Origin of the sequence: Pseudomonas sp. GL-B-19, from assembly GCF_019956415.1 — a bacterium.
In the GTDB taxonomy this organism is placed as follows: domain Bacteria; phylum Pseudomonadota; class Gammaproteobacteria; order Pseudomonadales; family Pseudomonadaceae; genus Aquipseudomonas.
Window position 1 is genome coordinate 1 of the sequence record NZ_JAHBDK010000032.1, and the last position, 24,632, is coordinate 24,632.

A 24,632-nucleotide genomic window follows, 5' to 3' on the forward strand; every position below is an offset into this window, starting at 1 on the left:
AAGCACCATGCTTGAAGCATTGAGCTTGAACTCGCTGGAATAGGACTTTCGCATCATCATGCACACCTTAGATTTGGGCGCCATCATAGCGCCCTATTGATGTGTCCAATTTCATTAGGCCAGATCAAGCCCGCTCCTACAGGAGTCCAGTCTTAGCTCATCTGCGCCTCAACCCGATCCCGCCCAGCCAGCTTCGCCACATAAACCCCTGAGTCTGCCCGCAGCAACAGCGCATCCACACCCTCCCCGACGCGCCAACTGGCAATCCCGAAACTCGCGGTGACGATCCCGACGGCGTCGATCGGTGAACTGCGCAGCCCTTGCCACAACTGCAAGGCCAGCACTTGAGCCTGCTCGCTGTCGGTGTCGGGGCAGAGCACCATGAATTCTTCCCCCCCGAGGCGACAGAACACATCCGTGCGCCGCAACCGATGACCGATACGCTCGCACACGGCCTGCAATACCCGATCCCCCATGGCGTGGCCATGCTGGTCGTTGATGCGCTTGAAGTGGTCTATGTCGAGCATGATCACCGACAACTCGCCCCCGCCACGTTGGACCCGAACCATTTCGGTGGTCAGGCGTTCCTGAAAATAACGGCGGTTGTGGATCCCGGTCAGCGAGTCGGTGATCGACAGCGCGCGCAACTCTTCTTCCACTCGCTTCAAGTCGGAGATGTCGGAAATGTAGCCATGCCAGAGAACGCCGCCACCGGGCAGCTCTTCAGGGGTCGCCTCACCACGAACCCAGCGCAGGCCGCGTATGGGCAACTGCACGCGGTATTCCTCGCGCCACGGGCTAAGGGTGTCCGCTGACGCCAGGATCGAAGCACGGACCCGGGTCGAGTCCTGTGGGTGAATGCGCGTGAAGATCGATTCGGCATCGAGCAGCAGCACATCAGGTTCGAGTTCGTAGATCTCTCGAATACCGTCGCTGACGTAGATCACACGGAAGCGACCGTCGAACTCCATCTTGAATTGATAGATGCCACCGGGCACATGGGCGCTGAGTTTTTTCAATAACACGTCCCGCGCCGCCAGTGCCTCATGGACGCGCTTGCGTTCGGTAATGTCGATGCAGATCGCCAGGTGACCGACCCACAGACTTTGCTCGTCGAGCACCGGGGTCACGAGCATGTTCACCGCCAAATGGCTGCCATCGCGGCGAACCAGCGTCCACTCCCGCGCCTCGTGCCCGCCCTCTTCGCCCCCCTTGACCAACATCGCCTGACTGGTCGGAATAGGTTTGCCATACCGCGCACTCAACTCCGCCGCGCGTACCACCAACTCCCGGCGCAAGTGCAGGTTTTCCAGGGTCATGTGTCCCACGACCTCGACGCTGGCGTAACCCAGCATCTGCTCGGCACCGGCATTGAACGTATTGATGATCCCGCGCAGGTCGGTGGCGATGATCGCCACCTGAGTTGCCGCATTCAGCACAGCACGCAACTGGCCGTGAGCGCCACGTAGCTCCTGCTCGCGGGCACGTAATTCCTCAGTCCGCTGCTCCACCATTTTCAGCGCGCGCTGACGCTGACTGACCAACACGTACAACAACACACTGAGCAACAGACTCAGCAACCCGCCCAGCACCATCAGGGTCTTCACCGAAGAATGGTTGGCTTTTACAAAGGCTTCGCTCGGGGTGATGTCGACTTGATAATCGTGATCGGCCAGTCGCAACAGCCGGCTTGCAGACAAACTACTGGCTGCCGGTACGTTGAAGGATTCGAAAAGCGCTTCGTGCTGTTCGTCGATCGACAAGTCGAGAATGCGCACCGAGAGATAGTCGTGCGTGGAGTCCGACAATCCATCTGCCAGCAACTGGCGCATGCTGATCACTGCCATGACATAACCGTAGGGTTTTGCACCCGTAGCGCTTGGCATGTTGCGCAGCATCACCGGGGCCACCAACAGCACGCCACGTTCATAAGCCGGCTCGATACTGACCAGATGCATCGGCTGCGACACCGTCATAGCGCCCAGTCTGTCCGCCCGCTCAACGGTTGATCGACGCATCGACTCGGTCAGCAAGTCGTAACCCGGCAGCGAGCCCAGTCGACTTTGCGTCTGACTGTAAAGCACCGCCACGTATTCATCGCGTTCAGCGGCCAATTGCAGTTGACCGTTGCCGTCAAGTTCACGAATGGTGAAGTCGCGCAATCCCTCGCCCCGCGCCTTGCGCTCGAATTCTGCGCGCTCGGCACGCGTCACTCGCGCCGCGAATTCATAGGCTTGAGTCCGGTGCAACAGGGCTTGGGTGTAACCGTCGAACTCCTCGCGGGAGACCGAACTGGAATTAGAGAAGAACCGGCGCAGGCCGTCGAGGCGCTGCTCCTGGTCTACGAAACGTTCTTCAATGCGGCTAAAACGCTCACTGGCCAGCAGTTGGAAGCGTTGCTTGAGTTGATGGTGGAATACATTGAGCGTTGACCAGGCGAGTATCCCCGTAAGGATGCCACCCATAATCAATACCAGCAGCGCGACCAGCCAGGCCGAGGCATCTTCGCTGATAATACCCAGGATCCTGGGGCGCACGGCGTGCAACGACATAGATGCAACTCAAAACGCCAGGTGCGGGAAAACCCATTGGCCATGAGAAGAGTTATAGCCATTAGCCACTAATTTGACCAGTACTGAAAGAATCCAAAGAGCCTTTAAAAATCAAGGCTCTGTGGATCCACCGTTCAGGTGTCAACGTGCGGTGATTTTCCAGGCACGGTGGATCTTGCCGTTACGGGCGAAATCCGGGTCGATGGTCTGGGCGGTGATTTCTTCAACGGCGTAACGCTCGGTGAGGTTTTCCTCAAGGGCGAACTTGCGGAAGTTGTTGGAGAAATACAACACGCCACCGGGTGCCAGACGCGCCATGGCCAAGTCGATCAACTGCACCTGGTCGCGTTGCACGTCGAAGATCCCTTCCATGCGCTTGGAGTTGGAGAACGTCGGCGGGTCGATGAAGATCAGGTCGTATTCGTCACGGCAGGCGTCGAGCCAGACCATCACATCGCCCTGCTCCAGACGGTTCTTGTCAGAGAAACCGTTCAGCGACAGATTACGTCGCGCCCAGTCCAGGTAGGTTTTCGACAGGTCGACACTGGTAGTGGTGCGTGCGCCGCCCTTGGCCGCGTGAACACTGGCCGTCGCGGTGTAGCAATACAGGTTGAGGAAGCGCTTGCCGGCCGCCTCTTTCTGAATGCGCATGCGCATCGGACGGTGATCGAGGAACAGCCCGGTGTCGAGGTAGTCGGTGAGGTTGACCAGCAGCTTCACGCCACCTTCGTTGACCTCGACGAACTTGCCCTGCGCGGCCTGACGCTCGTACTGCTTGGTGCCGCTCTGACGCTCGCGACGCTTGACCACCACGCGGCTCTTGTCGATGTTCAGGGCCTGCGGAATGGCGGCCAGGGCATCGAACATGCGTGCCGAGGCTTTTTCCGGATCGATGGATTTCGGCGCCGCGTATTCCTGGACGTGGACCCAATCCTGATACAGGTCGATGGCCATGGAATATTCCGGCATGTCGGCATCGTAGACGCGATAGCAATCGATGCCTTCGCGCTTGACCCACTTGCCCATTGCCTTGAGGTTTTTCTGCAGGCGATTGGCAAACATCTGCCCGCCTTCGCTCAAGCGCGGTTGCTCGATCACCACCGGTGCCGGTTTGATCGGGTTACCGTTCTTGTTGTACTTCTCGTACTTGCCCGGCACCACATCGTTGCCGGCGACTTCGACTTCTGCCTGCTCGCGCTCGACCTGGCGTTGTTCCGGGGTACGACGCTCGCCCGTGACGAACTGGTCTGGCGTGACCTTGATCAGCAGCAACTTGCACGGCAGCGCGCCGTTCCAGAACGAATACTGCTTGTGGCTACGAATGCCCATGCGCTTGCCCAAGTCCGGCGCTCCAGTGAACACCGCGGCCTCCCAGTTCAAGCAGGCCTGACGCAGACGCTCGCCGAGGTTCTGATAGAGGTAGAGCAAGCTCGCCTCGTCACCCAGACGCTCGCCGTATGGAGGGTTACAGATCACCAGGCCTTTCTGGTTCTGATCCGGACGCGGCTCGAACGTACCGACTTCGCCCTGGTAGATCTTGATCCACTCGCTCAGGCCGGCACGTTCGACGTTGTTGCGGCCCGGTTGAATCAGGCGCGGGTCGGCTTCGTAACCGCGAATCCACAGTGGTGGCTTGGCCAACCCGGCTGCGCAACGTTCAGTGGCTTCTTCATGAAGCTTTTTCCACAACGCCGGGACGTGGCCCAGCCAATGGGTAAAGCCCCACTGCTCGCGACGCAGGTTCGGCGCCATGTCGGCGGCGATCATCGCGGCTTCGACCAGGAACGTACCGACACCGCACATCGGGTCAGCCAGCGCGCCGCCTTCGGCCGCAATACGTGGCCAGCCGGAACGGATCAGGATCGCGGCCGCGAGGTTTTCCTTCAGCGGTGCCGCGCCTTGCTGCAAGCGATAACCACGCTGGTGCAGACTGTGACCCGACAGGTCGAGGGAAAGAATCGCTTCGCCACGGTCCAGGCGCAGGTGAATGCGCAAGTCCGGGTTGAGTTTATCGATCGACGGACGGTCGCCTTGCGGGGTGCGCAGTTTGTCGACGATGGCGTCTTTGACTTTCAAAGCGCCGAAGTGGGTGTTGTCGATACCCGAGCCATGGCCGCTGAACTCGACGGCCAGGGTACCGGCGTTGAGCATGTGGTCTTGCCACTCGATGTCCAGTACGCCGTGGTACAGGTCTTCGGCATCCTTCATCGGGAAACGCTTGAGCACCAGCAACACCCGGTTCGCCAGACGCGACCACAGGCACAGGCGATAAGCGGTTTCCATGGTCGCCATGCCGCGCACGGCAGAGGTGTGCTCACGCGCTTCTTCAAGGCCAAGCCCGACGGCTTCCTCGATCAGCAGGCCTTCAAGGCCTTTGGGGCAAGTGAGGAAGATTTCGAATTGATCGGACATTGGATTTTCAAAGCCTTTAGCTAAGTGAACCGGCAACGCATTGCCGGCCCGGATTTCAATCAGGCGCTTTTCTAAAAGAGCGCCCGCGTGGCACGAAGGTGTGCCGTCCCACCAGTGCTGCTCAGGTTAGAAGAGCTTAGATGCACAGGCAGATAAAAAAGTTGATGCAACAAAATGTCACAAGTCGACCCTTCGTCGAATAATGCTCCCACGCAACAGAAGTCATTCTCACTAAGGATTAACCCCATCATCCTGCGGGGGGCCGATCATACAGGGCTTTACCAACAAACACGGGGCAAACATCGTGTTACTTATCGCCATAGCATCTTTATCGTTACGTCCTTATGACAAAACGATCATTCCCTCGATGTGACGCATTGGTTAGAACTCAATACAGGTTGACGCCGCAACGACGTCAACACCTTGGCTCGCGACGCCGGCAGCGGGCCCCAACGGCAGAGTTTTTTTCTGCCAGACCTCGATTGAGGTCTACGCGATGAATACAGTCAACAAGTGAGGGCAACACCCTATGAGAAGACTTAAGCGTGATCCGTTGGAAAGAGCATTTTTGCGCGGATATCAATATGGCGTTGGTGGCAAATCCCGTGAGCTTTGCCCATTTACTCTACCGTCAGTACGCCAAGCCTGGATTAACGGCTGGCGCGAGGGACGCGGCGACAACTGGGACGGTATGACCGGCACTGCGGGAATCCACAGACTCAACGAACTTCACGCCGTCGGCAATTAATTACAGGGCCTAACACTCCGACACGAAAATCTGATGACTGACTGAATTAACCACGCACGTCCCATCCGGACGGCGGGCTTCGGCCCAGGGGCTCCTTCGAGGAGCCCTTTTTTATGCCTGCTCTCTGGCTAAACACAATCCTTTGTAGGAAGCCCGGCTTGCCGGCGATAGCGATCTCAAGGACACCATCGCCGGCAAGCCGGGCTCCTACAGGGGGTTTAGCGCAGTGCTGCGATGGCGTCTACCGACTCACGAATCAACGCCGGGCCTTTGTAGATAAAGCCGGAGTAGATCTGCACCAGGCTCGCACCCGCCGTGATTTTCTCGGCCGCATGTTTGCCTTCGGTGATGCCGCCCACGGCGATGATCGGCAAGCGACCTGCCAGTTCTGCCGCCAGCACTCTTACGGTGTTAGTGCTCTTGTCGCGAACCGGTGCGCCGGACAGGCCACCCGCCTCGTCACCGTATTCCATGCCTTCGACGCCAACACGGCTCAGGGTGGTGTTGGTGGCGATCACCGCGTCCATCCCGGTTTCAATCAGCGCTTGTGCGACTTGTACGGTTTCTTCGTCGGTCATGTCCGGCGCGATCTTTATCGCCAGCGGGACATGTTTGCCGTGGCGCAACGCCAGTTCTGCGCGGCGCGTGGCCAGGTCAGCGAGCAACTGCTTGAGCGAATCGCCGAACTGCAGACTGCGCAGGCCCGGGGTGTTGGGCGAGCTGACATTGACCGTCACGTAGCTGGCGTGGGCGTACACCTTGTCCAGGCAGATCAGGTAATCGTCGACCGCGCGCTCAACCGGGGTGTCGAAGTTCTTGCCGATGTTGATGCCCAGCACGCCTTTGTACTTGGCCGCCGCCACGCGAGCCAGCAGGTGATCGACGCCGAGGTTGTTGAACCCCATGCGGTTGATGATCGCCTCGGCTTCCGGCAGACGGAAAATCCGTGGTTTCGGGTTGCCCGGCTGCGGGCGCGGGGTGATGGTGCCGATTTCGACAAAACCAAAACCCAGTTGAGCGAATCCGTCGATGGCCGCGCCGTTCTTGTCCAGACCGGCCGCCAAACCCACCGGGTTCGGGAAATCCAGGCCCATGACCGACACCGGCATTTTCGCCGGGGCCTTGCACAGCAAGCCGTTGAGGCCCAAACGCCCGCCCGCGCCGATCAGGTCCAGGGACAGATCGTGGGAGGTTTCCGGGGAAAGTTTGAACAACATCTGACGGGCCAGGGTGTACATGGGCGGGTTTGACTCTGGGCTGAAAAGTGGCGGCAATTATAGCCGGGCATCCGGTTGCAGGCGAGGCGCGCGATGAAATCAACGAGCGATGGCATATGCCTTGCACCGTCACCGGTATCAGCACTCATGCCAACGGCGCAATGGGTCGCAAGACAAAGGCGTCGTCATTGGGCCTTGCTCTGGCAAGCAGCCCTTGGCGGCGTTTTTTTTTAAAAGGTGTTTATTGATGATTGAAGTTCCAGCCGACCCTCTGGCCTGGGTCAATGGCAGCGATGCCCCGGAAAAGACCGACATCAATCTCGGTTTCATGGCCTTGAGCGACTGTGCCTCGGTCGTAGTCGCCGCGACCCAGGGGTTCGCCCAGCCCTACGGCCTGACCCTGAACCTCAAGCGCCAGTCGTCCTGGGCCAACTTGCGAGACAAACTGGTCAGCGGCGAACTTGATGCCGCCCACAGCCTGTACGGCCTGATTTATGCGGTTCACCTGGGCATCGGCGGCGTCGTCTCGACCGACATGGCAGTGCTGATGGGCCTGAACCAGAACGGCCAGAGCATCAATCTCTCCCACGGTTTGCAGGCGTTGGGCGTGACCAGTCCTGAAGCACTCGACCACCACGTGCACCAAACTCGCTCAAAACTCACCTTCGCCCAGACATTTCCCACCGGCACCCACGCCATGTGGCTGTATTACTGGCTGGCGAGTCAGGGCATCCACCCGTTGCAGGATGTCGACAGCGTGGTAGTGCCGCCACCGCAAATGGTCGCGCACCTGCAAGCCGGACGTATAGATGGTTTTTGCGTGGGTGAGCCATGGTCAGCCAGCGCGGTGCAGCAGAATCTCGGCTTTACCCTGGCGACGTCGCAGACCATTTGGCCCGATCACCCGGAAAAAGTCCTCGGCTGCACTCGTGCGTTTGTCGAGCAATACCCCAACACCGCGCGAGCCTTGGTGATGGCGATTCTGGAAGCCAGCCGGTTCATCGAGCAAAACCCTGAAAACCGCCGCAGCACCGCACAACTATTGAGCGCGCCCGACTACCTCGACGCGCCCCTCGACTGCATCGAGCCGCGCCTGCTGGGCGATTACGCTGACGGGCTGGGCAATCGCTGGCAGGACCCGCACGCGCTGCGTTTCCATGCCGGCGGCGAGGTCAATGTGCCGTACCTATCCGACGGTATGTGGTTCATGACTCAGTTCCGGCGCTGGGGATTGTTGCGAGACGATCCGGATTACCTCGACGTGGCCCGTCAGGTTCAGCAACTGGATCTGTACCGTGAGGCCGCCACCGCTGTCGGTGTCGCCACCAGTGGTCAGGACATGCGCAGCAGCCAGTTGATCGACGGCAAAGTCTGGGACGGCTCCGATCCGTCCGGCTATGCCCGCAGCTTCAAGTTGCACGCCCTGAGCGACAGCTCGCAACGATTCGCTCACCGCTGACAGGAGACTGCAAACATGCTGCGTATCCTGCTGATCAACGATACCGCGAAGAAAGTCGGCCGCCTCAAAGCCGCCCTGACCGAAGCCGGGTTTGAGGTGATCGATGAGTCGGGTCTGACCATCGACCTGCCCGAACGCGTCGAAATGGTGCGTCCGGACGTGATTCTGATCGATACCGAGTCACCGAGCCGCGATGTGATGGAGCAAGTAGTGCTGGTGACCCGCGACCAACCACGGCCGATCGTCATGTTTACCGATGAACATGACCCCGGCGTGATGCGCCAGGCGATTCAGTCCGGGGTCAGTGCCTATATCGTCGAAGGTATTCACGCACAACGCTTGCAGCCGATTCTCGACGTGGCCATGGCACGGTTTGAAAGTGACCAGGCGTTACGCGCTCAGCTTCATGCCCGCGACCAACAACTGGCCGAACGCAAGCGCATCGAGCTGGCCAAGGGGTTGCTGATGAAGATGAAAAACTGCAATGAGGAAGAGGCCTACACCCTGATGCGCCGCCAGGCCATGAGCCGGCAGCAGAAGCTGATTCAAGTGGCAGAGCAGATTATTGCCATGAGTGAGTTGTTGGGCTGAAGTTTTGTGCTGCCTTTGAAGGCCTCTTCGCGAGCAGGCTCGCTCCCACACTGGATCTGTGTAAGACCCAATCCCCCTGTGGGAGCGAGCCTGCTCGCGAATGGCTGCAACTCGGTCCCGGGCTGTTGGCACAAATCTGGCTAAGTAATCACCACAGGTAACCAACGGCGGTTGCCCCACCTACGACAACGACGTCGCTCACCCCATTTGCCTCTGGCGAATCGGGTGGCGGCGTTTTTTCGTTTTGGCCCCACAGCCCGGGGCCGGTGGTGCGGCCCACAGGCGCCCCACCTGCTAGCTCATGACTCCTTCTCGAGACTCTTCACAGCTGAGGTGCGCGATGAATTCAAGCTTCTGGAAATCCGGCCATACGCCAACACTGTTTGCGGCCTTCCTCTACTTCGACCTGAGTTTCATGGTCTGGTACCTGCTCGGCCCGTTGGCCGTACAGATCGCCGCCGACCTGCACCTGACCACCCAACAGCGCGGGCTGGTAGTGGCGACGCCGATTCTGGCCGGCGCCGTGCTGCGCTTTATCATGGGCATGCTGGCGGATCGTCTGTCGCCAAAAACTGCTGGGCTGATTGGCCAGGTGATCGTCATCTGCGCGCTGTTCGGCGCCTGGAAACTCGGGATTCACAGTTACGAACAAGCGCTGGTCCTTGGCTTGTTCCTTGGCATGGCCGGTGCGTCCTTCGCCGTCGCCCTGCCGCTGGCCTCGCAATGGTATCCGCCGCAACATCAGGGCAAAGCCATGGGCATTGCCGGCGCTGGCAACTCGGGCACGGTGCTCGCCGCGCTGATCGCCCCGGTATTGGCGGCCGCTTTCGGCTGGAGCAACGTGTTCGGCTTCGCCCTGATCCCGCTGATCCTGACCCTGATCGTCTTCGCCTGGCTGGCGAAAAACGCACCTGAGCGGCCGAAAGCCAAGTCCATGGCCGACTACTTCAAAGCCCTGGGCGACCGCGACAGCTGGTGGTTCATGTTTTTCTACAGCGTGACCTTCGGCGGCTTCATCGGCCTGGCCAGCGCCCTGCCCGGCTACTTCAACGACCAATACGGCCTGAGCCCGGTCACGGCCGGTTACTACACGGCGGCCTGCGTGTTTGGTGGCAGCCTGATGCGTCCATTGGGCGGTGCGCTGGCGGACCGTTTCGGCGGTATTCGCACGTTGCTGGCGATGTACACGGTGGCGGCGATCTGCATCGCGGTAGTCGGTTTCAATCTGCCGAGTTCCTACGCGGCGCTGGCGCTTTTCGTCTGCACCATGCTCGGGTTGGGCGCAGGTAACGGCGCGGTTTTCCAATTAGTGCCGCAGCGCTTTCGTCGGGAGATCGGTGTGATGACCGGTTTGATCGGCATGGCCGGCGGTATCGGTGGCTTCGCGCTGGCGGCAGGCATGGGCGCGATCAAGCAAAGCACTGGCAGCTATCAACTGGCCTTGTGGTTGTTCGCCAGCCTCGGCGTTCTGGCCTGGTTCGGTCTGCACGGGGTGAAACGTCGCTGGAGAACCACCTGGGGTTCGGCTGCCGTGACGGCGGCTCGGGTCTGAGCCCTCGATGAGCCTGCAACTGAGCTTTGCCCAAGCCAGCGCCACCGGCCCGCGGGAGGAAAATCAGGATGCCCTGCGCCTGGTGACGCCGGCCCCGGCGTTGGCGGTCAGCAAGGGGTACTTGTTCGCCATTGCCGACGGGGTCAGCCAATGCGCCGACGGCGGGCTCGCAGCCCGTTCGACCTTGCAGGCCCTGGCGCTGGACTATTACGCCACCCCGCAAACCTGGGGGGTCGCTCAAGCATTGGACCGCCTGCTGCTGGCGCAAAACCGCTGGTTGCAGGCCAACGGTGGCGGACAACCGCTGCTGACCACCGTCAGTGCTTTGGTCATGCGCGGCAGGCGTTTTACTCTGGCCCATGTAGGAGATTGCCGGGTGTATCGCTGGCACGCGGACCAGTTGCAGCGCGTCAGTGAGGATCATGTCTGGGACCAACCGGGCATGCAGCATGTGCTCAAGCGCGCGCTGGGGCTGGATCAACATCTGGTGCTGGATTTTCTCGATGGCGAATTGCGCCTGAACGAAAGTTTCGTACTGCTCAGCGACGGCGTTTGGGCGGTGTTGGGCGACACCGCCATTGCCGCTATTCTGCGAGATCAGCCCGATCTGGACAGCGCGGCACAGACCCTGGTGAATGCCGCGCATCTGGCCGGCAGTCAGGACAATGCCAGCGCCCTGCTGGTGCGGGTCGATGCCTTGGGAGAAACAAGCATTGGCGATGCGCTGATGCATTTACAACAATGGCCACTGCCCCCCACGCTGAAACCCGGTCAATCCTTCGAAGGCTGGCACGTCGAAGGCGTACTCGGCCACAGCCAGCAGTCACTGCTTTACCGGGTTCGCGACGGGCAACAACAACCCTGGCTGTTGAAAACCTTGCCCGCTGCGCTACGCGACGATCACCTGGCGGGGCAAGCGCTGCTTTCGGAAGAGTGGTTTCTAAAACGCGTGGCGGGACGGCACTTTCCTGAGGTCCATGCCGCCAGTCAGCGTCAGCATTTGTACTACGTGATGCGCGAATATTCCGGATCTACGCTGGCAGAACTGCATACGGGCGTAGGCTCCATGCCGCTTGAGCAATGGCGGGATCTGGCCGAACGCCTGCTAAGGGCGGTCGGCATGCTGCATCGACGGCAGATTCTGCACCGCGATATCAAACCGGAAAACCTGATGCTGGGTGACGACGGCGAGTTGCGCCTGCTGGATTTCGGCCTCGCGTATTGCGCCGGCCTGTCGGAGGATCAACCTTCTGCGCTGCCTGGAACGCCCAGTTACATTGCACCGGAAGCCTTTCGCGGAGATGCACCGACCCCGCAACAGGATCTGTACGCGGTTGGCGTGACGCTGTACTTCCTGCTGACCGGGCATTATCCCTACGGTGAAATCGAAGCGTTCCAGCGACCCCGGTTCGGTGTACCGGTCAGTGCCAGTCGTTATCGGCCGGACTTGCCGGAGTGGATTGCGCAATGTCTGGAACGCGCCGTCGCGGCGGATCCGCTTCAGCGCTTTGAAACGGCGGAGGAATGGCTGCTGCTTCTGGAACAAGGCGAGCGCCGCAGTTTGAGCGTGCGGCCCAGACCTTTGCTTGAGCGCGAACCGCTGAAGGTCTGGCGGACAATCGCACTGGCTTCATTGCTGCTGAATCTGGTGCTGCTGGTTTTGGTATTTCATCGCTGATACCGAGTCACGCCCATCGCGAGCAGGCTCGCTCCCACATGGGTTTTATGAACGCCACAAATCCATTGTGGGAGCGAGCCTGCTCGCGAAGGCGGCCTAACAGTCTCATCACATCCATCGACAAAGCGCTCCATAACCGGGCAACGCGCTTCGATGCGGTGCAAAAACCTCGATAACGACCTGTAAAAACCCTCTTGCCCCCAACAAATCCGCAGTTCTTAAACTTGGCACAACCACTGCATTACCCTTTTCACCACACATAAAGCCCGGCCTTCAACGACGAAGGTTGCGCTTCCCGAGAGAACGGGACCAGGACAAAGGCGTCCTCGCTAGGCAACTAGCGGGACGCCTTTTTTTGTTTGCGCAAAATTTGTCGAGCCAGACCTGAAGCCCTGATGAGGCGGGTCGGAGCTCCCCGGAGAACCTGATGAAAAAACTAAAACTGGTGATGATCGGCAACGGCATGGCCGGGGTTCGCACCCTGGAAGAACTGCTCAAGCTGAGTAACGAGCTGTACGACATCACGGTCTTCGGCGCCGAACCCCATACCAACTACAACCGCATCCTACTGTCGCCGGTACTGGCCGGTGAGCAGACGTTCGAAGAGATCGTGCTCAACGACCTCGACTGGTACCTGGACAACAACATCAAACTGTTGCTCAACCGCAAAGTGGTGGAGATCGACCGGGTCAAACGCCGGGTCATCGCCGAAGACGGCAGCGAGGCTGAATACGATCGTCTGCTGATCGCCACCGGTTCGACTCCGTTCATTCTGCCGATCCCCGGCAACACCTTGCAGGGTGTGATCGGCTACCGCGACATCGCCGACACCCAGGCCATGATCAACACCGCCAAAACCCACAAGCACGCCGTCGTCATCGGCGGTGGCCTGCTCGGTCTGGAAGCCGCCAACGGCCTGATGCTGCGCGGCATGCACGTCACCGTGGTGCACATCGGCGAATGGCTGCTGGAGCGGCAACTCGACAAGACCAGCGGCCAGCTGCTGCAAACCGCCCTTGAAGCACGCGGCCTGCACTTTCGCCTGTGCGAGCAAACCCAGGCGCTGCACGATGCCGGCAATGGCCGGGTCGGCTCGGTTGAGTTCAAGAACGGCGACATCATTCCCGCCGACCTGGTGGTGATGGCCGCCGGCATTCGCCCCAACACCGAACTCGCGGAAAAATCCGGCATCCCCTGTAATCGCGGGATTCTGGTCAACGACACAATGCAAACCTACGACCCACGGGTCTACGCCATCGGTGAATGCGCCAGCCATCGCGGCATCGCCTACGGCCTCGTTGCGCCACTGTTCGAGCAAGCTAAGGTTTGCGCCAATCACCTCGCACAATTGGGCTTCGCACGCTATCAGGGCTCGGTGACGTCGACCAAATTGAAAGTCACCGGCATTGACCTGTTCTCCGCCGGCGACTTCATGGGCGGCGAAGGCACGGAAACCATCACCCTCTCCGACCCGATTGGCGGGGTCTACAAAAAACTGGTGATCAAGGATGACGTTTTGGTCGGCGCCTGTCTGTACGGCGATACGGCAGATGGCGGTTGGTATTTCCGGCAGATTCGTGAGAATCACGCCATTGGCGAGATCCGCGATCACCTGATGTTCGGCGAAAACGCGCTCGGCGATGTAGGACATCAAGGCCAGGATAAAGCCATGAGCATGGCCGACACCGCCGAAGTCTGTGGCTGCAACGGCGTGTGCAAAGGCACCATCGTCAAAGCGATTCAGGAACATGGGCTGTTCAGTGTCGACGAGGTCAAGAAACACACCAAGGCGGCCAGCTCCTGCGGCTCCTGCGCCGGTCTCGTCGAGCAGATCCTGATCAACACCGTGGGCGGCGCGGCAGATGTCAAACCGAAAAGCGAAAAAGCCATCTGCGGTTGCAGCGACCTCAACCACGGGCAAATCCGCCAGGCCATCCGCGATCAGCATTTACTGACGATCGCCGGGACCATCAGCTACTTGAACTGGCGCACCCCGAACGGCTGCGCTACCTGCCGCCCAGCGCTCAACTACTACCTGATTTCTACCTGGCCGGGCGAAGCCAAGGATGACCCGCAGTCGCGCCTGATCAACGAACGCGCCCACGCCAACATTCAGAAAGACGGCACCTACTCGGTTGTCCCGCGGATGTGGGGCGGTGTGACCAACCCTTCGGAATTGCGCCGCATCGCCGACGTCGCCGACAAGTACAACGTGCCGATGGTCAAGGTCACCGGCGGTCAGCGTATCGACTTGCTGGGGATCAAGAAACAGGATTTGCCGGGCGTCTGGAAGGACCTCGACATGCCGTCCGGCCATGCCTACGGCAAATCCATCCGCACCGTGAAGACCTGCGTCGGCAGCGAGTTCTGCCGTTTCGGCACGCAGAATTCCACGCAGTTGGGCATCGAACTGGAGCATGACCTGTTCAACATGTGGTCGCCGCACAAAGTGAAACTGGCGGTCTCCGGTTGCCCACGCAACTGCTCGGAAGCGGGCATCAAGGACGTAGGCATTATCGGTGTCGACTCCGGTTGGGAGATGTACATCGGTGGCAACGGCGGGATTAAAACTGAAGTCGCCGAGTTTTTCGTCAAATTGAAAACCGCTGAAGAAGTGCGCGAATACAACGGCGCGTTCCTGCAGCTCTATCGCGAAGAAGCCTTCTACCTCGAACGTACCGTGCATTACCTGCAACGGGTCGGCATGGACCACATCAAGAAAGCCGTGCTGGAAGACCCGGAGCGACGCAAGGCGCTCAATGATCGCCTGCAATTCTCCCTGTCGTTCGAACAGGATCCGTGGAAGGAACGCCTGGAACAGCCGCTGCTGAAAAAAGAATTCGACGTCATTCCCGTGAAAAACCTGGAGGTGCTGGCATGAACTGGCTGGATATCTGCGCACTGGAAGAAATCAACGCCTTGGGTTCACGGATCATCGCCGGCCCCAAAGGTGACATCGCGATTTTTCGTACCAGCGACGATGAGGTTTTCGCCCTCGACGACCGCTGCCCGCACAAGGGCGGGCCACTGTCCCAAGGCTTGATCTACGGCAAGCGTGTGGCCTGCCCGCTGCACAACTGGCAGATCGATCTGGAAACTGGCGAAGCCCAGGCCCCGGACATCGGCTGCGCCCATCACCACCCGGCGCGGGTCGAAAATGGCCGAGTGATGCTGGCCCTGCGGGACGCAGGCTGATGGACCGCCAGATCACCGCGTCTACCTGCTGCTATTGCGGGGTTGGCTGCGGGGTGCTGATCGAGCATGACGGCGAGCGCATCCTCGGCGTCAGCGGCGATCCGGCGCACCCGGCCAACTTCGGCAAGTTGTGCAGCAAGGGATCAACCCTGCATTTGACCGGCGACTTGACGGCGCGGGCGTTGTACCCCGAACTGCGCCTCGGCAAAGGCCTGGCGCGTGGCCGCACCGACTGGGACAACGCCCTCGACCACGCCGCCAGCGTTTTCGCACAAACCATTGCCGAGCACGGCCCGGACAGCGTGGCGTTCTACATTTCCGGGCAGTTGCTGACCGAGGACTACTACGCCTTCAACAAACTGGCGCGAGCGCTGGTAGGCACCAATAACATCGACAGCAATTCGCGGCTGTGCATGTCGTCGGCGGTGGTCGGCTATAAACGCAGCCTGGGCGCCGATGCGCCGCCATGCAGCTATGAAGACCTGGAACTGAGCGACTGCGTGATGATCGTCGGCAGCAACATGGCCTACGCCCACCCGGTGCTGTTTCGTCGTCTGGAAGAAGCCAAATCCCAGCGACCACAGATGAAAGTCATCGTCATCGACCCGCGTCGTACCGACACTTGCGATTTGGCTGACCTGCACCTGGCGATTCTTCCGGGGACCGATGTCGCCTTGTTCCATGGGATTTTGCACCTGCTGCTGTGGGAAGACTGGATCGACCGCGACTACATCAAGGCCCATACCGAAGGCCTGGCCGAGTTGAAGAGTCTGGTGCGCGATTACACACCGCAGATGGTGTCGCAGCTGTGCGGAATCAGCAGCGAACAACTGCAGCAATGCGCCGAATGGGTCGGTACTTCAGCGAGTTTCCTGTCGCTGTGGTGCATGGGGCTGAACCAGTCCACCGCCGGCAGCGCAAAAAACAGCGCCCTGATTAATTTACACCTGGCGACCGGGCAAATTGGCCGGCCGGGTGCAGGACCTTTCTCGTTGACCGGTCAGCCAAATGCCATGGGCGGGCGCGAAACTGGCAGTCTGTCCAACCTGCTGCCGGGGCATCGCGACGCCGCCAATGCGCAGCACCGTGCCGAGGTGGCGACTTATTGGGGCGTTGATCACCTGCCGGAAAACCCGGGGCTGAGCGCCATCGAGTTGTTTGAGCAGGTGGGTAGCGGAAAGATCAAAGCCTTGTGGATCGCGTGTACCAACCCCGCGCAGTCCCTTCCCGATCAGACTGCCGTGCGCGCCGCTTTGGAGACTTGTCCGTTCGTGGTGCTGCAAGAGGCTTTCCGCACCACCGAAACCGCTGCGTTCGCCGATCTGCTGCTGCCCGCCGCTAGTTGGGGTGAAAAAGACGGCACGGTCACCAACTCCGAGCGGCGTATTTCCCACGTCCGCCGGGCGATCATCGCACCCGGTGAAGCGCGTCCGGACTGGGCTATCACGGTGGATTTTGCACAGCGTCTGGAGAAACGTCTGCGCCCGGAAGCGGCCAGCCTGTTTGCCTTTGAAACCCCGGCGCAGGTCTTCGACGAATACAAACAGCTGACGCGCGGCCGCGATCTGGATTTGTCTGGAATCAGCCACGCGCTGATCGACAAAATCGGTCCGCAACAATGGCCTTTTCCTACGGGTTCCAGCGCAGGCACCGCCCGGCTGTATCTGGACGGTATTTTCCCGACCGCCAGTGGCCGCGCGCAGTTCGTGGCAGATCCGTATCGCGCCGCCAAGGAACAACGGGATGCACGCTTCCCGCTGACGCTGATCACCGGTCGCCTGCGCGATCAATGGCACGGTATGAGCCGCACCGGCACCGCCGCGCAGCTGTTCGGACATGTCAGCGAAGCCGTGTTGAGCCTGCACCCCGATGAACTGCGCCGGCATCGCCTGCAATCCGGTGATCTGATCAGCCTGAAAAGCCGCCGCGGCGCAGTGATCGTGCCGGTCGCCAGTGATGACAGCGTGCGTCCGGGCCAAGCCTTTTTGCCGATGCATTTTGGTGACCGTTTTCTTAAGGGTGGCATAAACACCCTCACGCTCCCCGCCTTCGACCCTTTGTCGAAACAACCGGAGCTTAAACACAGTGGCGTACGCCTCGAACCGGTCCAATTGCCTTGGCACCTTTTCGCGCTGATAGAGGGCGATGTCCAACAGCATTTTGAGACTCTACGCCCGCTCTGCGAGACGTTTTCCTACGTCAGCCTCAGCCTTGCTGGCCGTGAGCGCCCTGCGCTGCTGATACGCGCTGCCAGTCCCACCGCGCCAGATCCGCAACTGCTACGGGAAATCGATCAATGCCTGGGGCTCAATGACGGCCCGGTCCTGGCCTACGACGACCCACGACGCTCCATCGGTAAGCGGGTGCGGATCGAGAACGGCCGGATCACTACGATCCGTTTGGCGGGTGAAACCCTCGCCCGACACTGGCTGCAGAACCTCTGGCTCGAAGGTCGCGCCGATGAACAGCTACGGCGTTGGCTGCTCGCGCCACTAAGTGCCCCGCCGGGCCAGGTCGATGCCGAAGCGACCGGCAACAAAACCCTGTGCAACTGCAAAAACGTCAGCCAAAACGCGGTCTGCGCCGGCATTCGTCGTGGCCTGGACTTGCAGGGGTTGAAACAAGAATTGGGTTGCGGCACGCAATGCGGTTCCTGCGTCCCGGAAATCAAGCGTTTGCTGGCCGCCACCGCGCAGCCGCAAGCCGCCATCTCGTGAGGAAAACACTATGAGCGCAAAAGTCTGGCTGGTGGGTGCGGGTCCCGGTGACCCTGAATTACTGACGCTCAAAGCTGTTCGGGCATTGAGAGAAGCGGATGTGGTGCTGATCGACGATCTGGTCAACGACGCGGTGCTGGAGCACTGCTGCGGCGCGCGGATTATTCCTGTGGGTAAGCGCGGTGGCTGTCGCTCTACTCCGCAAGAATTCATTCATCGTTTGATGTTGCGTTATGCCCGTCACGGCAAATGCGTGGTTCGGCTCAAGGGTGGCGACCCGTGCATCTTCGGGCGTGGTGGTGAAGAAGCACAGTGGTTGCGCGAACGTGGTGTCGAGGTTGAACTGGTCAATGGCATCACTGCCGGGCTGGCTGGCGCGACGCAATGCGATATTCCGCTAACCCTGCGCGGCGTGGCACGAGGGGTAACGCTGGTCACCGCCCACACTCAGGATGGCAGCAGCCTTAACTGGCAGGCGCTGGCCCAAGGTGGCACGACACTGGTGATTTACATGGGTGTGGCGAAGCTCAGCGAGATCCGTGAGCAACTGCTGGCTGGTGCAATGGCAGCCGATACGCCGGTAGCGATGATTGAAAATGCATCGTTGCCGCATCAAAGGGAATGCCGGAGCAGCTTAAAGGCGATGGAAGAAGATGCCTGTGCCTTCGAACTGAAAAGCCCGGCCATCCTGGTGATTGGCGCGGTCGCGGCCTGTGCGACTCGATCCCTGTGGGAGCACGGCTTGCCTGCGATGACGGCGGATCAACCAGCGTAAAGCTGCCTGAATCACTCCATTTCACCAAATCGCAGACAAAGAAAAGCCCGGCCTAAGCCGGGCTTTTCTCAGAGCTGTGCGCTAATTACTTAGCGTTAGCTTCAACCTGCGCTTCTACGCGACGGTTGATAGCACGACCTTCAGCGGTTTTGTTGTCAGCAACTGGGCGGGATTCGCCGTAGCCAACAGACTGAACGCGCGACGATTCAACACCGTACTGGTTGGTCAGAACTTGCTTAACGGCGTTTGCACGACGCTCGGACAGTTTCTGGTTGTAAGCGTCAGGACCGACGTTGTCAGTGTGACCTTCAACAGTAGTGCTGGTGGCTGGGTACTGCTTCATGAAATCAGCCAGGTTCTTGATGTCAGCGTAGCTGTCTGGCTTGACTGCCGACTTGTCGAAGTCGAATTTCACGTCCAGCTCAACACGAACAACTTCAGCAACTGCCGGGCAGCCATCAGCGTCAACAGTTACGTTGGCTGGGGTGTCTGGGCACTTGTCAACGTTGTCGCACACGCCATCGTTGTCGCTGTCGGAGCAAACTTCTGGTGCTGGAGCTGCAGCAACTGGCTTGTTGCCGCCACCGAAGTTCACGCCCAGGCCAATGGAAGGAATGTAGTCCCAACGGCCGTTGTCCAGCTTGTAGTCAGCTTCTACGCCAGCACGGGCGTAGACGTTTTCCACGAAGTAGTACTTCAGGCCAGCGCCAGCAGTCAGGAAAGTCGACTGGTCACGACCGCTGTGGCCGTTAGCTTTAACGTTGGTCATGCTGCCGTGCTTAACACCACCTTGAACGTAAGGACGCAGAGCGTCGCCAGCGTTGTTGAAGTGGTATTGAGTGTTCAGACCGAAGCTGTCGCCTTCGATTTTCTGATTGCCAGTGTTGTTGTCCGAACGGGTGTAGTCTTCAGCGTTGTAGGTGAAGTTCACCGATACATCGTCGGTCAAGAAGTAACCGATGGAGGCGCCAGGAGTGTAACCGTCTTCAACGTCGTTAACGCTGTCGTTGTACTTTTTCCCGTAGTTAAGCTCGCCTTCAAAAGCGCCTTGGCCTTGTGCCAGAACGCCGAAAGAAGTAGCGGCAATAAGAGTACCAATGGCCAAGCCCAAGGTGTTTTTCAGTTTCATCCGTTAAATCCCCATCTGGTGATTGTAAAGCAGTCCCTCAAACCGGGGGACAACTCGGCGGCTAGTCTATCAGAACTAGCCTACACGTAAGAGATATTTGCGCTGAACTAAGTTTCAGCACTGTCTGCAAATTTCTCACGCAATTTATCAAGAGCGCGTTTGTACCGCATTTTTGTTGCACTCAATCCCATATGCATAATATCCGCGATCTCCTGAAATTCCAGCTCTGCGACAAATCGTAGCACCAAAATTTCACGGTCAATCGGGTTTACATACACAAGCCAGCGATCAAGTCCACCCTTATCCTCAGGTTTCGGCATCTTTTCTTCAGATGCTTCCTCGAGGGGGTCCAGACTTAAAGCGTCCATCAAGCGACGCTTTCGCCGTTCCTTCCGATACTGTGTGATGCATTCGTTGTACGTGATGCTATATAGCCACGTCTTGAACTTCGATTTCCCTTCAAAGTTCTTCAAGCCATACAGCACCTTCAGCATCACTTCCTGACAGACATCGTCTGCGTCGCGATCGTTCCCAAGGTATCGGGCACAGACATTAAATAATGTTCGCTGGTAACGCCGCATCAGTTCTTCATATGCACGCGTTACGTGAAACAGCTCGGTATGCGAGCGCGCGACCAACTCCTCATCAGAGAGCTCGCGGGGGTCGTAGCGCGTGGAGAGCGATTGAGCTTTATTCAAAACAAGTCGGGCCGACAGTCAGGTCAATGTCCGCCGCAGCCCTTTCAGGACATTTTGCGGCGGCATACGTTAGCAGGGTTTGCCGCGTTAGCGGCTACTTACATGCTGCTCCAGGAGAATCCGATTCGAGAGAGAGACTAGCTCACCCTCATCGGTCAGCAATGTAGTTTTAACCGTGCCGATCTCTTCGATCTGCCCCTCAACCTCGCCAACACGCACTTGTTGCCCAACCTGATACAGCTCTCGCACATAGATTCCCGCAAGAATCTGCCCGGCGATTTCCCGGCTTCCCAAACCCATGGCCAGCGCAACCGCCAGACCAACGGTAATCAATACGATGACGATCACATGGTTCAAGAGGTCAGTCTTGACCTCCAACTGACTGATCGCAACCGAAATGCTGATGATAATCACCAGCCCCTGCGCAATTCGTCCCAATCCTGCAGCGTAGTCCAGTCCTACGCCTTCTGCTGCGCCGCGCACCAATCCATTGGCCAGTTGTGCCAGTAAAACACCCACCAGCAACACCAGTGCCGCGCCGAATACCTTCGGCACATACAGAGCTAGCATATCCAGCGTAGCTGAAACTCGTTCAAGTCCAAGAGATTCTGCGGCAGAAACCAGAAAAATTAGCAGAACGAACCAATAGACAATTTTGCCGATCAGGGTCGAGATCGGTACTTGAAGACCGGCGCGGGACAACAACTTAGTCAGCCCGGTGCCGCCCATCAGGCGATCGAGCCCCAGCTTGGCGAGCAGCTTGGACAATAAAGTGTCCAAAAGTTTCGCCACGACGAAACCCAACAGCAGCACCACCAGTGCGCCGAACAGGTTCGGAATGAAGTTCGCAACCTTGGTCCATAACGCAGTCATTGCAGTGACGAGGCTCTGAGTCCAGAGATCAAGTTCCATATTAATCAGCCTTATCAGCGGTGCGAACGGTAGGTTTACGGTGACGGGATACCGGCGAGACGTGGGCCGAGCCGCTATTGAGGGCAATCATCAGCGCGGGCAACCAGCGACCCAGCAGGCTGAACAGATCACCAGCGCCGACCTGGCGGTTGGCGGTTTTCAGTACACGCCCAAGGCACGCATCATCGTCCCGGGTGGACGGTGATGCATTGAGCATGTCGCGCAAAGACTGTTCAAACGGATCGTGCATACGCACCTCTCGTGATGTCTGTGAAAGACGCGGTCAAATTTGCTCGGGTCACATGACTCATCTTCAGACCCAGCGCAAACGTCGAAATAACCACCACTGCCCGAGCGCCACCGAGACCATCATCAGGCACGCAATCAGGAAGCCATAGGGACTGGCAGAGAACGGAATGCCACCCACGTTGATCCCCAAAAGACCGGTCAGAAAACTCATCGGCAAAAAGATCCCGGTGATGATCCCGAAACGGTACATCGTGCGGTTCATGCGCACGCTCAAGCGTCTGTCTTCAGCCTCAAGGACCAGCCCCACCCGCTCCCGGGTCAATTCCAGCTCCTCAAGGTAGCGGGTCAGGCTGTTGTTCAATTCGTTCCAGTAATCGCCGTCGTCGTCGACAAACCAGGGCAGCTTTATACGCGTCAGTTGCCCGAAAATCTCCCGTTGTGGTGCAAGGAAACGTTTCAGTGCAGCCGCCCTGCGACGGATCTGCAATATGGCGCCATGTTCGGGAGTATACCGTTCGTCGGCATCCAGTTTTTCTTCTTCCTCATCGACCACTTCCGAGAGGCAACTGACCAGGTCCTGCACTTTGTTGGTGAGGTATTGCGCCATGCACAGGACGAGTTCGGAGGCGGTTTTCGGCCCTTTGCCATCGGTGAGTTGCACCAGCAATTCATCGGTTGCGCGCAACGGTCGCAGACGCAAGGAGATAACTCGCTGGGCCGAGGCGAATATTCGCACCGAGACCATGTCTTCCGGTTCTGCGCCGGGGTTCAGGTTGACCCCGCGCAGAAACAGCAACAGTTCGGCGTCCGGCAAGGGCAACAGGCGCGGCCGGGTGTTTTCTTCGAGTAAAAGGTCACAGCTGAATTCACTCAGACCGCTGGATTTACGCAGCCAGGTCTGGGTTTGCGGATGACTGCGATCCCAGTGCAGCCACAGGCTTTCATGGGCCTGTAGTTGCAAGTCATCGAGCTCAGTCCGGGCTATCGAACGCGCACCGCCTTTACCGTCCAGCACCAGGGCATGCACCAGGCCCCACTGCGCGTTTTCTTCCTCGAACATCCGCATCCCTTTGTTGGTTTCTGTTTATTCAGGCATTTTCAGCGGGCTTGGCGAAATGATCACGCCGTTGTTGTCCGCATAGATGTAATGGCCTGGATGGAACGTCACGCCGGCAAAGGTCACCGCTACGTTGAGATCGCCGATCCCGCGCTTGTCGGTTTTCATCGGATGGCTGGCCAGGGCCTGAACACCCAGGTCGGTTTGTGCAATGACGTCGACGTCACGGATGCAACCGTAGATCACCAGCCCTTCCCAACCGTTTTTCGCGGCTTTCTCGGCGATCATGTCGCCCAGCAGCGCACGACGCAGGGAACCACCACCGTCGACCACCAACACCTTGCCATTACCCTTGAGCTCGGCTTGTTCCTTGACCAGCGAGTTGTCTTCGAAGCACTTGATGGTCACGATTTCGCCGCCGAAAGAATCACGGCCACCGAAATTGCTGAACATCGGTTCCAGCACCTGCACCAGCTCCGGATAGGCGTCGCACAGGTCAGGCGTGAGGTAATGGTTCATCGAGAAACTCCTGTAAAGAGGAAGACAATCGAGGGTGTCGAACGTGACCAAAATAGCTCAATGCGTCATATCTTAGCCGCAAGCCGAACAGAGCGGAATGCCCTTGTTAGAGCATCGGCTTCAAATTGCCGTGGCCAGATCCTGCTTGTCGCCCATCAAAGGCGTCTGTTGATCAGCCAACCAACGCGCCACCAATGGCCAGACTTCGGCTTGAGCGGCTTTGCTGACCAGCATTTCAACGTGACCAAAATTGTCGCCAAAGCCCTGCTCGCGACCAAGTTCAATGAATTGCTTGTGCTCGGAACCGATCTGGTCAAACAGTTTGCGACACGCCCACGTCGGGTCCTGATGATCGCCAACCGCGCTTACAGCCAACACCGGCATCGCAACGTTGGCCAAGCCAGCCCACCAGTCCTTGTCGGAATCGCCGAATCGCCCAAACAAGCCGTACCAGCGCATGCTTTCCAGGGCCAGGCCAATCGGCTCGTCCTCCGGGCCGCGCTTGAGCCGGGATCCCGACAGCTGTGCAAAGCGCTTGAGAATAAAACGCCCGCTCCATTCCACCGGTGGAATTTTCAATGGCCAGTAGGTCCGGCTGACCTGCGCACCAAAGAACGCCGCAGACGCCACCACAGGCTCGCCGATGTACTCACCGCCCAATGCCGCTGCCAGCGTGATACCGCCCAGTGAGTGACCGATCCAGTGCGGAACCTGACCGCTTTGCTCACGCACAAACGCGCCAATGGCAGGCAAATCGTAACGAGCGTAATCGGCGACACGGTTCTTGCGGTAGCCCTGGTTACGCTGGGACAGGCCATGACCGCGCATTTCCGGGATCCACACGTCGAATCCCAGACGCGTCAGGTAAGCACCCAACCCCAGCCCTTTCGGGGAAAACCAGAAGCGCCGATTGGAGAAGCTGCCGTGCAACAGAATCACCGGCACACCGCGCCCCACCGGTCCATCGGCCATGCCCAGCCGAGTAACGGCCAGTTCGACGCTAGGGTCCGGGCTGTTGGCCGGTTTCAATCGATAAACATCTTCGCTCAGATCGCCGCGTCGTTCGGCGCTGACCAGGGCGACAGGAAATAGGTTGCTGCTGCTTTGCATAATGCTCTTGCACAAAAAAGGGCGGCATCCAGAGGAGCCCGCCCTACTCAATTCTTAAAGCC

19 protein-coding genes are annotated in these 24,632 nt (G+C 59.1%); 9 read left to right on the forward strand and 10 right to left on the reverse strand.

The genetic code is table 11. The features are described from left to right. Positions 1-152: 152 nt before the first annotated feature. Entirely contained in the window at positions 153-2,552 is a 2,400-nt protein-coding gene (locus KGB06_RS14110; RefSeq protein ID WP_223516705.1) for a GGDEF domain-containing protein, read from the reverse strand. A gap of 141 nt (positions 2,553-2,693) precedes the next feature. Beyond that, a complete protein-coding gene (rlmKL, locus tag KGB06_RS14115; protein WP_223516707.1) occupies positions 2,694-4,964 on the reverse strand; it encodes a bifunctional 23S rRNA (guanine(2069)-N(7))-methyltransferase RlmK/23S rRNA (guanine(2445)-N(2))-methyltransferase RlmL in 2,271 nt (756 codons plus the stop codon). A 529-nt stretch (positions 4,965-5,493) separates the two neighbouring features. Here rlmKL and rmf point away from each other — a divergent pair. Further along, positions 5,494-5,712 carry a ribosome modulation factor gene (gene rmf, locus KGB06_RS14120; protein ID WP_007948532.1) on the forward strand — a complete coding sequence of 73 codons (219 nt, stop codon included), beginning with the start codon at positions 5,494-5,496 and terminating at the stop codon, positions 5,710-5,712. A 218-nt stretch (positions 5,713-5,930) separates the two neighbouring features. Here rmf and KGB06_RS14125 read toward each other — a convergent pair whose 3' ends face one another. Beyond that, complete coding sequence (locus KGB06_RS14125; protein ID WP_223516708.1) at positions 5,931-6,950, reverse strand: quinone-dependent dihydroorotate dehydrogenase; 1,020 nt, start codon at positions 6,948-6,950, stop codon at positions 5,931-5,933. A gap of 226 nt (positions 6,951-7,176) precedes the next feature. On the opposite strand from KGB06_RS14125, the gene KGB06_RS14130 reads away from it, so the two are divergent. The 8 genes from KGB06_RS14130 to cobA all read left to right on the forward strand — a co-directional run bounded on the left by KGB06_RS14130 (position 7,177) and on the right by cobA (position 18,896). Then, positions 7,177-8,388, forward strand: coding sequence for a CmpA/NrtA family ABC transporter substrate-binding protein (locus KGB06_RS14130; protein WP_223516710.1), 1,212 nt, complete (start codon positions 7,177-7,179; stop codon positions 8,386-8,388). A gap of 15 nt (positions 8,389-8,403) precedes the next feature. After that, positions 8,404-8,979, forward strand: a complete 576-nt coding sequence (locus tag KGB06_RS14135; RefSeq protein ID WP_223516712.1) for an ANTAR domain-containing response regulator — start codon at positions 8,404-8,406, stop codon at positions 8,977-8,979. 340 nt (positions 8,980-9,319) lie between these two features. After that, on the forward strand, positions 9,320-10,531 hold the full coding sequence (locus KGB06_RS14140) for a nitrate/nitrite transporter (RefSeq protein ID WP_223516714.1): 1,212 nt from the start codon (positions 9,320-9,322) through the stop codon (positions 10,529-10,531). A gap of 7 nt (positions 10,532-10,538) precedes the next feature. Further along, complete coding sequence (locus tag KGB06_RS14145; protein ID WP_223516716.1) at positions 10,539-12,209, forward strand: bifunctional protein-serine/threonine kinase/phosphatase; 1,671 nt, start codon at positions 10,539-10,541, stop codon at positions 12,207-12,209. A gap of 427 nt (positions 12,210-12,636) precedes the next feature. Continuing rightward, positions 12,637-15,090, forward strand: a complete 2,454-nt coding sequence (nirB, locus tag KGB06_RS14150) for a nitrite reductase large subunit NirB (RefSeq protein ID WP_223516717.1) — start codon at positions 12,637-12,639, stop codon at positions 15,088-15,090. Continuing rightward, on the forward strand, positions 15,087-15,404 hold the full coding sequence (nirD, locus tag KGB06_RS14155) for a nitrite reductase small subunit NirD (RefSeq protein WP_223516719.1): 318 nt from the start codon (positions 15,087-15,089) through the stop codon (positions 15,402-15,404). Before nirB ends, nirD begins: the two co-directional genes overlap by 4 nt. Continuing rightward, positions 15,404-18,121 carry a nitrate reductase gene (locus tag KGB06_RS14160; protein ID WP_223516721.1) on the forward strand — a complete coding sequence of 906 codons (2,718 nt, stop codon included), beginning with the start codon at positions 15,404-15,406 and terminating at the stop codon, positions 18,119-18,121. Before nirD ends, KGB06_RS14160 begins: the two co-directional genes overlap by 1 nt. A gap of 10 nt (positions 18,122-18,131) precedes the next feature. Then, positions 18,132-18,896: a uroporphyrinogen-III C-methyltransferase gene (gene cobA / locus KGB06_RS14165; RefSeq protein WP_223516723.1), complete on the forward strand. Its 765-nt coding sequence runs from the start codon at positions 18,132-18,134 to the stop codon at positions 18,894-18,896. A gap of 85 nt (positions 18,897-18,981) precedes the next feature. On the opposite strand, the gene KGB06_RS14170 is transcribed toward cobA, so the two are convergent. From KGB06_RS14170 to KGB06_RS14200, 7 genes are all read right to left on the reverse strand, one after another. Beyond that, positions 18,982-20,025, reverse strand: coding sequence for an OmpA family protein (locus tag KGB06_RS14170; protein ID WP_223516725.1), 1,044 nt, complete (start codon positions 20,023-20,025; stop codon positions 18,982-18,984). 107 nt (positions 20,026-20,132) lie between these two features. Continuing rightward, complete coding sequence (gene sigX, locus KGB06_RS14175; protein ID WP_223516727.1) at positions 20,133-20,723, reverse strand: RNA polymerase sigma factor SigX; 591 nt, start codon at positions 20,721-20,723, stop codon at positions 20,133-20,135. 87 nt (positions 20,724-20,810) lie between these two features. Next, complete coding sequence (locus KGB06_RS14180) at positions 20,811-21,635, reverse strand: mechanosensitive ion channel family protein (protein ID WP_046053154.1); 825 nt, start codon at positions 21,633-21,635, stop codon at positions 20,811-20,813. 1 nt (position 21,636) lies between these two features. Next, entirely contained in the window at positions 21,637-21,885 is a 249-nt protein-coding gene (locus KGB06_RS14185) for a CrfX protein (protein ID WP_223516729.1), read from the reverse strand. Positions 21,886-21,948: 63 nt separating this feature from the next. After that, on the reverse strand, positions 21,949-22,944 hold the full coding sequence (locus KGB06_RS14190) for a zinc transporter ZntB (RefSeq protein ID WP_223516730.1): 996 nt from the start codon (positions 22,942-22,944) through the stop codon (positions 21,949-21,951). 24 nt (positions 22,945-22,968) lie between these two features. Next, positions 22,969-23,460: a ribonuclease E activity regulator RraA gene (rraA, locus tag KGB06_RS14195; RefSeq protein ID WP_027922555.1), complete on the reverse strand. Its 492-nt coding sequence runs from the start codon at positions 23,458-23,460 to the stop codon at positions 22,969-22,971. Between the two features lie 120 nt (positions 23,461-23,580). Then, positions 23,581-24,570 carry an alpha/beta fold hydrolase gene (locus KGB06_RS14200; protein WP_223516732.1) on the reverse strand — a complete coding sequence of 330 codons (990 nt, stop codon included), beginning with the start codon at positions 24,568-24,570 and terminating at the stop codon, positions 23,581-23,583. Between the last annotated feature and the right edge of the window lie 62 nt (positions 24,571-24,632).